Annotated in this window: 9 protein-coding genes; 4 read left to right on the top strand and 5 right to left on the bottom strand. The window is 37.5% G+C overall.

What is annotated here, in order from left to right:
* The first annotated feature begins 58 nt into the window (after positions 1-58).
* The 4 genes from recQ (at position 59) to GFB48_RS03755 (ending at position 7,192) form a co-directional block, all read left to right on the top strand.
* Positions 59-2,197: a DNA helicase RecQ gene (gene recQ, locus GFB48_RS03770; RefSeq protein ID WP_163931328.1), complete on the top strand. Its 2,139-nt coding sequence runs from the start codon at positions 59-61 to the stop codon at positions 2,195-2,197.
* Between the two features lie 204 nt (positions 2,198-2,401).
* The gene (locus GFB48_RS03765; protein WP_163931325.1) at positions 2,402-5,662 is read left to right on the top strand and encodes a RecQ family ATP-dependent DNA helicase; all 3,261 of its coding nucleotides are present in this window, start codon (positions 2,402-2,404) and stop codon (positions 5,660-5,662) included.
* Positions 5,649-6,086 (top strand): hypothetical protein, encoded by a 438-nt coding sequence (locus GFB48_RS03760; protein ID WP_163931322.1) that lies wholly within the window; start codon positions 5,649-5,651, stop codon positions 6,084-6,086. Before GFB48_RS03765 ends, GFB48_RS03760 begins: the two co-directional genes overlap by 14 nt.
* 98 nt (positions 6,087-6,184) lie before the next feature.
* Entirely contained in the window at positions 6,185-7,192 is a 1,008-nt protein-coding gene (locus tag GFB48_RS03755) for a YafY family protein (RefSeq protein ID WP_163931319.1), read from the top strand.
* A gap of 17 nt (positions 7,193-7,209) precedes the next feature.
* On the opposite strand, the gene GFB48_RS03750 is transcribed toward GFB48_RS03755, so the two are convergent.
* The 5 genes from GFB48_RS03750 to GFB48_RS03730 are packed head-to-tail and all read right to left on the bottom strand — an operon-like array spanning position 7,210 to position 12,910.
* The gene (locus GFB48_RS03750) at positions 7,210-8,304 is read right to left on the bottom strand and encodes a transglycosylase SLT domain-containing protein (RefSeq protein WP_163931316.1); all 1,095 of its coding nucleotides are present in this window, start codon (positions 8,302-8,304) and stop codon (positions 7,210-7,212) included.
* A gap of 9 nt (positions 8,305-8,313) precedes the next feature.
* Entirely contained in the window at positions 8,314-8,868 is a 555-nt protein-coding gene (locus tag GFB48_RS03745) for an LPP20 family lipoprotein (protein WP_163931313.1), read from the bottom strand.
* A gap of 45 nt (positions 8,869-8,913) precedes the next feature.
* Positions 8,914-9,399, bottom strand: a complete 486-nt coding sequence (locus tag GFB48_RS03740) for a hypothetical protein (RefSeq protein ID WP_163931310.1) — start codon at positions 9,397-9,399, stop codon at positions 8,914-8,916.
* A 22-nt stretch (positions 9,400-9,421) separates the two neighbouring features.
* A complete protein-coding gene (locus tag GFB48_RS03735; protein WP_163931307.1) occupies positions 9,422-10,060 on the bottom strand; it encodes a hypothetical protein in 639 nt (212 codons plus the stop codon).
* Between the two features lie 12 nt (positions 10,061-10,072).
* The gene (locus GFB48_RS03730) at positions 10,073-12,910 is read right to left on the bottom strand and encodes an Ig-like domain-containing protein (RefSeq protein WP_163931304.1); all 2,838 of its coding nucleotides are present in this window, start codon (positions 12,908-12,910) and stop codon (positions 10,073-10,075) included.
* Position 12,911: the final 1 nt, after the last annotated feature.

Here is a 12,911-nt window from a genome sequence, read left to right as displayed (position 1 = left end):
GATTTGAGCTTAATGCTTTACAGGCCTTTTAAGAAATTGAATTCAGGAAGTTGATTGAATGTCTCATGTACTTGAAGTATTGAAAAAAGTTTACGGTTATGACCAATTTAGGGGACAACAACAAGCAATAATTGAGGCTGTAATCGCAGGTGAAGACACTGTAACTATAATGCCGACAGGTGGTGGCAAATCACTTTGCTACCAACTACCAGCTTTAATCCGAAACGGTTTAGGTGTAGTCGTATCACCGTTAATTGCTCTTATGCAAGATCAAGTGGACACGTTACATCAACTGGGTATAAATGCTGTCTTTTTAAACTCTACACAAAGCTATAGAGAACAGCAGGAGATTGAACATAACTTAAAATCTGGACATATTAAGCTATTATATATCGCTCCTGAACGGTTGCTTATGCCTCAAACCATCATACTTTTGAAAAGCATAGAGGTAGCTCTTTTCGCAATTGATGAAGCACACTGTATCAGTCAATGGGGTCATGATTTTAGGCCCGTTTACCAACAATTATCAATACTTAAGGATCATTTCAACAATGTTCCTTTATTGGCACTTACTGCTACTGCTGATCAGCAAACTAAGTTTGAAATTAAACAAAAATTAAAAATTCCAAATGCTATTGAGTTTTTACATAGTTTTGATAGATCCAATATCCGTTACCATATCGTTGAATCTGCCACCAAAGAGGCCTTATGGGGTTTTATTCAATCAAATCATCCGACAGATGCCGGTGTGGTTTACTGTTTATCAAAGAAGTCGGTTGAGGAAACAGCTCTTTGGTTGGAACAAAAAGGGCGAACAGCTTTGGCTTACCATGGTGGTTTAAATAAAGATATACGCGCAAAAAATCAACAACGATTTTTGAGGGAAGATGGGATCATTATTGTAGCAACTATTGCTTTTGGTATGGGAATTGACAAACCTGATGTTCGATTTGTAGCCCATATGAACTTACCTAAAAGCATAGAGGCATACTATCAAGAAACGGGACGTGCGGGACGCGATGGCCAACCTGCTAATGCATGGATGTCATATAAACTCCAAGACTTAGTACAGCATAAACATATGCTTGAAGATTCTGAAGGCTCTTCTGACTTTAAACAGATAGGAAATCAAAAACTTAATGCTTTGATTGATTTATGTGAATCAAGTGATTGCAGGAGAATAAGCTTATTGAGCTACTTCGATGAAAAGTTGGATCAACCATGTGGCAATTGCGATAATTGCCTCAATCCTCCTGAGCAATTCGATGGTACTATCCCTGCGCAAATGGCTATTTCAGTAGCATATAGAACCCAGCAACGTTTTGGCACGGCTTACTTAATTGATATTCTTGTGGGGAATATGAATGAGAGAATTAAGCAAAATGATCATCACATGTTACCTACACACGGGGTTGGCAAAGAAATAACAAAAAAACAATGGCGAAGTATATTTAGGCAGTTGATTGCAAAAGGGTTACTTGAGTTACAAGGGGAGTACAAAACATTAAGATTAACTCCAGCATGCCGGGAAGTTCTACAAGGTAAACGCCAATTACAATTAAATAAAGTTGGAAAAACACCGGTAAAAACTCCTATCAACGAAGCTTCATCAACTAAAACACCGGATGCTGAAAAACTATTTGAGGAACTAAAAAAGTGCCGTGCCCAAATTGCTAAAGACGGAGAAGTTCCAGCATATATTATTTGCCACAATAGTACTCTGACTGAAATTGCCGAAGTCAAACCCACAAGCTTAGAGAAGCTATACAACATTAGAGGCCTTGGTCAATCTCGTATTGAGAAATATGGGCAAGAGCTAATCAATGTTGTATTGAAATTTCGTGAAGACCAAACCAAAGAAAAAAACACGTTAAAACAAACGAATTTAGAGACTCTCGAACTATTAAAAAAGGGGCTTGCAGTCGAAAATATAGCCAAAGAAAGAAAGTTGAGTTTATCCACCATACAAGAGCACTGTGCTCTTTTAATTTGGCACCGGTTGCTCAATCTACAATCAGTTTATGATATAAACAATGATGAGATTACTGAAATTAATCAGCATCTAGTAGCCGCTAACTTTTCAACCGAGTTACGCTTAAAGCCTGTTTTTGAAGCGCTAAACGAACGTTACAGTTACCCCATACTCAAATGTGTTGCTGCACACCTTTATCCTTGTGCCCAATCACAGTCGGAGTAATAATTAATATATATCAAAAAATTAGAACCATGGCTTTTGACTTTATCGCTAATCATTTCTTACCGCCATTAGTTTAGTAGTTATCTAAAAATCAGAGATTAGCGCCACTCGGCATTATTACACCTTTCATTTAGATCTAGATCCTATATTCTTTGTATCTAATAAGTTAGGTTCAAAAAGGGTTCGGTAGCTCACGCAACCAATATGAGATTGAATGATATGGATGTTTTTCATACTGGAAACTATGTTAGAAGCCATTATAACTTCCTAATTAGAGGTTTATCACCTGATAAACCTCAATTCTCAGTTATAGCATCAACACTCTATAACATTCACTTTAGAGGGAGCCCATCTTCCCCATCTCGTTATCTGAAGTCTAACCTTGAGAAGCTCAGCGTCAATTGGTCAAACAAAGCTAGTACACATATTAACTATGCTACCTCTCCTGTCTGGACGCACACAATTTTAGGCAGTGGTAACGGCGTCAATCCAGCACTATACTTCTTCGAAGAACAACTCCCAGAGCTATTAGGCTGTTACCGTTATCTTCACTCCCTTTTTCGTCCAGAGACACTAATTACAGATATTGTAGAGCTTCCTACATCTGAAAAGTTTGCAGAAGAAAGAGTTGACTTTTTTCTGCCATTGGCAAACTTAGTGATCGAAATTGATGGTTCACAACATCAATCAGCTGTAGCTCAGAAAAAAGATCTGAGTCGTAATGAATTCCTTAAATCACATGGTGTAACAAGCTTTCGAATCACAACATTTGACTTAATTGATAGCAGTAAAATTGATGCCTTTGGGGCATCAATCAGAGAATACATATCTAAAGTCGACATAGTATCCAATTATCAGCTATTATTAAAATCCAATTCCAATAAAGAAAATCTCATATATTCAACAATTTACAGAGCTCAATCAATTATCATTGAGATGATCGGCCGTAGAATGCTAAATCTAAGTGATAACTGCTGGAGATTGTACTTCAAAAGTGAGATCAGCCTTGATTACATAAAACTTGCTATAGACGATTTGTTCAATTGGATTTTACTAATTAATAAGAGTGAAAAACTTCCTACCATAGAGTTAAATAGCGATAAGCCCGATTATAAAATTGATATATCTGTATCAGAGAGGTGGGACGAAAAAACTTGTGAAGTTAATGAAATCTATTGTCGTACCGATCATTTTGACTACTTCCCAGATGCTAAACTAGCTAACACTACCGGAAAGGATTACTTTCAAGTAGCTAACCATAGCGAAGGACCTTCATTAAAGTATTTAAACTTAAACTTAAAGCGCTTACTGTATGAAATTTTTGGTTATGAAGACTTCAATAGTGGCCAAATAGATATTATTGAAAATACCCTTCAAGAGAATGATACAATTGGCCTACTACCTACTGGTGGTGGGAAGTCTCTTTGCTATCAGCTCCCAGGGCTTTTAACTTCAGGTTTAATTTTAGTTGTATGCCCAATAAAGTCACTTATGCGTGACCAAGTAAACGAACTCCATCAAATTGGCTTCCACCGATGTGCAAATATTGACTCTGATACTTCTGTAGCTGAAAAGCTAGAAATCCTTTCTAGAGTTGGTTCTGGTAAAACAAGATTCTTATTCATAAGTCCAGAAAGGCTTCAAATATCTGAATTTAGAGAAACCATACACTCCTTAAACATTAAAAAGCTTGTATCTTTAATTGTTATCGATGAGGTTCACTGCATGTCTGAGTGGGGGCATGATTTCAGAACTTCTTACTTAACACTACCTTCTGTATTAGGTAAAATTTGTACAGGTGTTAGAAAGCTGTGCTTAACTGCGACCGCATCAAAAAAAGTCTTAGATGATATTCAGAATGAATTTGAAATTAATAATGATAATGTTAAAACACTAGTTAAGTATGAAAGAGAAAACTTAAATTTTGAAGTAGTAGAATGTAATCCGCATGAAGAGACTCAGTCTTTAGTTCGAAACTTGTCGCGGTCTGGAAAAATAAATACTGATAAAGCCGGAATTATTTTCACTTCCACTGTGAATGGTCGTTCCGGTGCATATCCTCTTTACCAAAACATTAAAAATAATCACCCTAGTGTTGCTTTCTTTACAGGCTCCAAGCCTAAGAATCACACAAGTGATGACTTTGAAATTGAGAAGGCTAAAGTCCAAACTCACTTTAAGTTGAATAAGTTTTCACTATTAGTGGCAACAAAAGCCTTCGGTATGGGAGTAAACAAAAGAAATGTTTACACAACTATTCATTGTGGACTCCCCCAGTCAATAGAGTCTTTATACCAAGAAGCAGGAAGAGCTGGCAGAGACAACAAACCTGCTAATTGTTATGTCCTATATAAAGGTCCAAGCAAAGAAGCTGCAGATAGATTCTTTAACTTTAAGAATTTTAAAGACTTTTCTGAATTGAAGCTAACAAATGAAGGAGATTTAGGGAGCCATCAATTCTTTCTTAAGAATAGTATTAATGATAATTACTCAACCCCAGATACTATAAGAAAAATTCTCAATAAACTTCTAAGCAAAGAAGGTTCCTGCGAAATCAGTGCTTATGAATGCAACGCGACACCTGCTGTAACACAGCTTGCACTATATAGGTTGAAACAAATTGGAATAATTATTGACTGGACTATTGAAGACTTCCGAAAAGGTATTTACTTAGTTGATTTTGCTATTAAGAAAGTAGGATATTATGAAAGTATTGTACGAAAACTGACACATTCAGATAAAAATCAAAATGGTATTGGCTTAGATACTGAGCAATTAGATATTACACCTGACAACCCTAAATGGTTAACATTACTTTTGAAGTTATCTGAGATAGTCATCAACTATCACTTAGATACTAGGGTTCGTAGCCGTATTGAGTCATTGAAAACTCTCATGTTGGCCTGTGATAATTATGATAAGAGTTCACCAAACCTATTTAGAAAAAATCTTGAGTCATATTTTACTTTAGATGTAACAAGCGAATCCTTATCTGAAGTTGTCGAATCAAAGAGCAGTTCCAATTCAATTATAAAGTATTTATCTAGTGGTAACTCTAACATTCTCGAGCTATCTGAACCTGAATTAAAATCAAAGCTATTCCCTTTGAGAAGGTACATTGAATCATACCCTGAAACGATTGGGCTTGAGATAATCTTTGAGTTACTTACTCTGCAGATTAATAAAGATACATCAGCAGATAGTTTGCTCCAAAAGCTCGATTTTTATTACAAAGTAAGGGCTAAAACTGTTAATTTTTCGAAGTTTATACATCAATTAGCCAACCTTACTCCCGATGAAACTTGGCAAAAAGTAGAGGCAAAAATCCTCTCTAATATTGAGTCTTCATATGTTCTCGATGCCTATGCTAAGGGACTTGATAATGACAAACTAACCACCAAACTCATAAAAAAATTAAATACTGGTATAAAAGATAAAGTCGAGGAATTAAATGAGCTTATATAACCACTCAGAAGAAGCCATAATAGAACTTAAAGAGGTTATCAATTCTGTACAAAATACCAAAAGTAAATTAAATATTTCGGCAGATAATATGGCTAAAGCTCTTGATCAATACATCACAATTCAAGAGCCACTTCATTTACTTGTAAACAAAAACCTTGATTTAGAGCAGTCTCTCAACTCCAACTCGGACTTACTTGATAAGAAAATTAGGGGCGTCAAGCACACACTTAACAATGATGTTATCCCTCCTCTAAGCACTATTATAAGGCAATTAAAAAAAGCTGATAAAGAAAATGAAGAGCTAGCCAAAGAGCTTCAGCTTTTAAAAAAGCAACAGTCAGAAAATCAAGCGCTTAATGTTAAACTGCTCCATGGTTTGACAGCACTTATAGTAATCAATATTGCAGTAGCTCTTTTCATTTAGAGATAAGTCATCGAAATTGAATTATCCAAAAGGCAATAGTGCGACAGATTTTGTCGCAGCTTAGTGATACTCTAAAAACATTGAAATGGAGATCACTAATGCAAGCAAATATTCAGCGCCAGGTGGCCATGCTGGAACATATCCCTCGCCACCCCAAAAAAGTCACAGCCAACTTTTTACATGACAAGCTTAAAGAGCGTGGTTTTAAAGTGGGGTTGCGAACCGTTCAGCGTGAATTAAAAGGGATTTATGAACTTGGCCTGTTTGGCTTAGTGATTGATGACAGATGCAAGCCGTTTGGTTGGTCGATTGCAGCTTGTTGGCGGGGGTTAAACCTTACCTTAATGGATCAACATATGGCGTTGGCTTTTCATACTCTCAAGCACAGTGCTAAACAATTATTGCCTCCAGCGAGCATTAAGCAGCTTACGCCCTATTTTGAACGGGCAGATCAAGTATTAGCGAATGATCCTGATAATCCATGGCTATATTGGGCTTGCCGGGTGGCACAGTTGCCTGAACCGTTCCCATTAATTTATGACAAACCAGATAATGATCACTTTGAAACCGTGCAGGATGCTATTTTGGAGAAGCGCCAGCTTGCCTGCAAAATTCAAAGAATCATCAAGGGTAAACCCTATTGGTTGGAGTATAACCCCATTAACCCTGAGGGTATTAAGATTTCTAATGGTGTGGCATTTTTGGCGTTTACTGTGGGCAACTCCAACTCTAAACGCTATTTACAATCAATGGATCAATTAAGAGATATACGTTTGCTTGATACGGCGATTATCGAGCGTGATGATTTCGATATTGCCAAAGCTGGCAGCGAACCCCGCTCCCCCATCATTAAAGTGGAATTAAATGTTCATCCTTCGGCTAATTTTTTACTAAGGAATGCCAAACTAAGTGAAGATCAAACCGCAGAATTACAAACTTGTGGTCGCTACAAAGTAACTGCAACCGTGCAAGACTCTACTAAGTTCAGAGCTTTTCTGTGGGAAAACGCCCCTACTGTTGAAGTGTTAGCCCCCACAAAACTTAGAGACTACTTCTTCAAACTAAGCCAAAAAGTTTCCCAGCAATATCAAACCATTGCGACATAGATTGTCTATGGCGAGATTTAAGCCTTTCTAGAAACAACCTTTTTTACATAGTTTCTGGTTTCAGCATAAGGGAACGATTGACTTAGTGATGTGTAAACTTGCTCTGCGGTTAAGGCATTAACTGAGCTTGCCAGTGCAGATAAAGATTTAGTACCTGAGAAATGCTTAGCAACAGAACCTACCCCACCGTTATAGGCAGCAATCGCAAGCAACTCCTTAACATCAGGGTTATTAACATCTTTCAAATATCGATTCATTAAAAGGTGCAAGTAAGCACAACCATAATTGATATTTTTTTCTGCATTGAAAAGTTCTGTTGAGCTTAGTACTTTTTCTTTGCCGTATAGAAACTTAGTGACATCACGCCCAGCAGAGCTTGGAACAATCTGCATTAAGCCATAAGCAGGAATATGTGATTGTGCAAGAGGGTTAAAAGAGCTTTCGGTTTGAATAATGGCATGGACTAATCTTGGGTTAACACTCCATTTATCTGAATAAGTCTTAATTTCAGACTGATATATAGAGGCTTGTTTTTCAAAGTAAGCTTTAGGTATGACACCGGTAAAAGTAATCAAGTGTTGGTTATCAGGATAATTATTGACTTGGATTAATAAAGACTTAGCTACCTTTGAAACAGGGAAGTCAGCTAACATCTTTTTAAATAAGTACTTGTCCTTAGAGCCCTTAGCCTGAATACCCAGAACAGGATCTTTCAATAACGATTGTATTGTTGTTTGCAGTGTCAGCTTGTTAAGCTCCTGATAAACTTGTTTTTTAACGGACTTGGGATCAAAACCTTTTTGCTGGATAGCCTCTATCACTAGAGTTTGATGTTCAAAATCAACTATGGTGCGCATACGTTTATCTGCAGAGTATTGTACCCAGCTTTTTTGACTGGTTAATACTGGTTCTAACCATGTATCAGATAAGCCATTAATCGCTTGTTGATATTGTTCTGCGTATTGCCGTTTATATTCATTAAAGTCTTTAAAGATCGCCGCTTTACTTTTCTCAAATTCAGCCAACATTGAATTTTCGGCTATTCCAGATGAAGATAAGGTTAAGCAACCTAAACACACCAATGTTCGAATTAATCTATGCTGCTTAACCATTTTAACCTCTTAATTAGCCATTGCTGCTGCAATTTGTTCTGCTAGTTTTTGGTTAGCATCAATGCTGGATTGTGAATTAGCAGCTTTAACGACTTTCTCAACATTTTGAGCGATAGCTTGTCTTGGCAAGCCTACATGCACATAAAAATAGCCATCAGGGCCTTTTGCTGAGCGCAGAACGCGTACACCTTCTAGGGTAACATTAGAAACGGTATTTAGCTCCGCTTGTGTTGCAGCTGTTCCACCTAGTTTACCGTCGACTCCCATAGTGCCAGTTTTGCTTTTGATTTGACTGATAATTTCCGCTTTAACCTGATCGCCTAAATCTTTTTGCGCTTGAAGCATAGCTAAGTTTTTTTGATGTGCTACGCCTGCTTCATCGTTAGCACTAAACCCCACAGCCTGACGAACATAGGTTTCCATATTCTGATTTGGGTTACAAATCCACTCTGGTGCTGCGAGATTCGCGTCACCATAATAATTGCAAGCAATGTCTTTAGGTGTTGATGAACAACCTGAAAGTAGTGCCATTGATACTGCCGAAGCGGCGATGATTTTTTTCATTTTTAATGCCTTTTAATAATATTTATATTTTGTGAATAGTTGGAATTACAATGGTTCACTTTTAATTCGATATCCAATGATATTCGCTGAATGCCCATTTGTTGTCATTCTTAACGTATTTTCTGAACTTAACTTTAGTGGCGTGTTAAAATGAACGCTACCATATGAAACATACTGCGACGCAGAATAAGTCGCGACTCCTGATTCAGGAAATAAAATTGTTGACATACCACTTATTTCTAAATTAGGGGTAGTGCTTACACTGCCGGATCTACCTGGAATGATATCTGTTATATAGTAATAATAACCTGACTCTAAAATAGTTTCAGTCGTCCAGATCTGATAATTAAACACATCTTTAGTGCTTTCATTTAGTTGCTGCTTAAGCATTTCTATTTCTGACTTTAGTGCCATAAAATTGGCATTCATATCAGCGGCTTTAATTGCTTGTCCTGACTCAAATACTTTTATCTCATTTGCCAAGACGTTTTCACATGAAAAAATAAGCAAAAATAATGGATAATACTTCAAATTTAGACACTCTCTTAAATAACTATTCATAAGGATAAGATGTTAAATTTAGAATCTTAGTTCTTTGTATCAAGTATTTTACTGATTTAAGTAAGTGACCATCCCAGCCATGATAATGTATAAATTTTAAATGGCAGCTAGGATATTCACTAGACACTTGGAAGTACACTCTATAATTATCAGTCGCTTCTTGAGTTTTAGCAGATTCAAGGTTGTTTACTAAAAAACCTTTTAACGACCCGGTAGGGGTATTTATGAGCTCAAATCCATAATTTGTTGTACTAACAATTGTCGCACTTTCAGGTGTACGATACAGTGTGAATGCTCCTTGGTTCTCAGGGTAGGCATATTGATATTGAAAATCAAAATCGATAGCTGTCATTCCTGTTGGCGATTTATCATCTAATACATAACAGGTACTATTACCCTCACGAACTTCTGATTCATTTGGTTCTGGCTCAATATAATCAAGTTTAATAATTGATAAAGCCTTACTTTCTATGTTACTCAATTTATCATTGAAATAATTAAAATTGCCATTCATATCACTAGACTTAATTGCATCCCCAGGCTGAAATACTTTCAATTCTTGTTGTTCGGTCAATGCACTCACCGATGAAGTAAATACAAGCCCTACTGCTAAAAGTTTCATTTTTTTCATAGTGGTTTCTTATTATTCAAATACTGCTATACCAAATTCACCGGAAGACTCTTCTTCAATAAACTTGGCGTCATCAAAATTAGTTTCATAGCCGTGTACCTCAAGTGAATCAAACACAGCAATGGGATTAACAATCGTTAATGTAAAAGTAGTTGCTTGCCCAGCAAAATTTGTGGATTCCAATTCTGTAATGGTAATTTCTGTTTCACCTAGCGCTAGTATAGAGATAAGCCCTTCGTTTGAAATATAAGCAATATCTTCATCACTGCTTGAGTAGCGTAAATCACCGCCATTTCCACCCTCAAAATATGCATAAAATGCATCTTGATTTAAGCGTTTAAGGGCATTAACCGATGATAGGTCGTTATAAATTGTATCCCCGCTTTGGGCTTTGTTAACATTTATTTGAGCCATAGTATAGTTTTCTGCAACAAAATCGGTTTCTGCTTCAGTAATGGTAATTTGGGTATTGCCAGCATTATGGATAGTTACAAGTCCGTTATTATCAACCGTAGCAATATTTGTATTTGCACTTTGATAGCTAAGATTCCCACCATTACCGTCTTGCACTTCTATTTGCACAGGTTCAGAGCCATAACTAGCGTTTATATCAGCTGCAGAAATTAAAGTTACATTTCCATTTGATATGGTTGTTTTAGAAATAATCAACTCTGCTGTAACAGACTGACTGGCATAGTTATTAGAACCTTTTTCGGTAACTGTAATATTGGCCGCGCCCACCCCAACAGCTTCAAGCTCTCCAGCAGCACTAATGCTCACTATAGAAGAATTAGAGCTACTGTAACTTAAGGTACCGCCATTACCGCCAGTTACTGTAGGGGTGAATACTTCACCGTATTCATAACTGGCATCGGCAAAAGAAAGAGAAGTATAGCCATCATCAGTCACCGTTAATTGAGCAACCGTAATCGTAGCTTCAGCTTCTTGTGCTAAGAAGTTATCCGTCGTCGCTTCGGTAACCGTTATGGTAACCACACCGGCATTACCAAATGTCACTAAACCATTGGCATCCACCGTCGCCACATCAGTATTATCACTGGCATAGCTTATGGCGCCGCCATTACCACCAGTAACCGTCAAACTTTGTGCCATTGCACCGTATTTAACACTGAGCCCAGTTGCACTTAGTGCGGTAAAGGCTGGTGATTGTGGACCTGCTTTTAGCACGGTTAATACTGCTTGTGCATCTTGCCCTTCAAATTGTTCAGTGGCAGCCTCTTCAACCGTTATTGTGGTTACACCCACACTATGCAGATTAACAATGCCTGTAGAACTGTCTATTGATGCAATACTTGGGTCACTACTTTCAAAACTTAAAGTACCGCCGTTGCCGCCAGTATGGTTATAGACAAATGAGTTTTGCCCGTACATCACCTCTTGATCATTAAGAATAATATCTTGGTAGGCACCTTCACCTTTTGAGGACTGCCCAACAATGATATTGATAGTAATAGAATGGGCAGCATAGTTAGTTGTTGCGGCTTCCATTAGTGTGACACTTGCTGTACCAACATTTGCAATAGTTGCTAATCCTGTATTTTGATTAACTGAAATCACCTCTTCATTATTACTTACAACGCTTACTAAGCCACCGTTTCCACCGGTATAGGCTATACTGAAGTCAGATTCCCCGTAAGATTTGTTGATATTCGAAGATACCAAGGGTGTAAAAACCTCATCGCCAAGTTCAGCTTGATTCACAATTAATAAACCTGTTGAGCTTTGGCTATCAAAACCATTAGAGGCTGCTTCAGTAAGGGTAATAGCCGTACTACCCGCGTTTTTAATGATTAGTTTGTTTAAATCAACATTAAATTCAGCAATATTGGAATCCAATACTTCAACCGTTTTATTGCCACCGTTACCGCCGGTGTAATTGATTGAATATGGTTCGGAGCCATATTTTTTAAGGCTAAGTACTAATACTAACGGTTTTGACTCACCACTCCCCTGTATAGGTGTGACAGTCAGAGTTGCCTCAACAGTTTGGCTATCATAATGTTGTGATGCTAGTTCAGTAATACGGATGGTTGATACGCCAACTTCAGACAAACTTACCCATCCGCTTTCGTTTACTGTAGCTACCGCATTATTATCACTCTCAAATTGTAATTCCCCGCCATTACCTCCGGTAAATTGCAATTGAAACGCTTGCTCAAATAACGAAATTTCAACATCATCAAGGACTAATTCTGAGCTTGGCTTAATAAATTCAACACTAATTTGTGCAGTGGCGGAATCTTCCCCATCACTCACCTCAACAGTAAAAAGTGCGGTATGACTTTCTGTACTATCAGGCGTATAAGTGAAGCGGCCTTCGTCAGTAATAACGACGCCACCAACTTGTGGTTGTTCACTAATGCTAAAAGTTAATATTTCACTATCAATATCGGTGGCAATTAGCTGAGCACTAAACGTCGAATAATTAGAAAAGCTGAAATATTGATCTTCGATAACTGGTGAGTCATTTACAGCCTCCACATCAATTTTTACATCCGCTACATCACGCGCAAAACCATCGCTAACAGTATATGTAAAACTATCTGAACCATTATAATCAGGCGCTGGGACATAACTAAACTCACCCGTATTCTGGTTTAACTCTATATCTCCGTTTGCAGGGAGAGTAGCTAGTGCATACGTAAGGGTGTCGAACTTATCTTCGTCATCCCCCAGTAGCTGAGCCGTTAATTTTTGGTCTTCTTTAACTGACAACGACATACTTTGTGCTGTAGGTGGAGTATTCACCTGATCGATAGATATTTCACTATTTCCACCACAACCTGTGAGGATAAGGGCGGTTAAAAACACTAAATTATACTGTTTCATA

Source organism: Paraferrimonas sp. SM1919, from assembly GCF_010993985.1.
In the GTDB taxonomy this organism is placed as follows: Bacteria; Pseudomonadota; Gammaproteobacteria; order Enterobacterales; family Shewanellaceae; genus SM1919.
The sequence above is the reverse complement of the archived record's forward strand: the minus strand, read 5'-3'. Positions and strand labels throughout refer to the sequence as shown.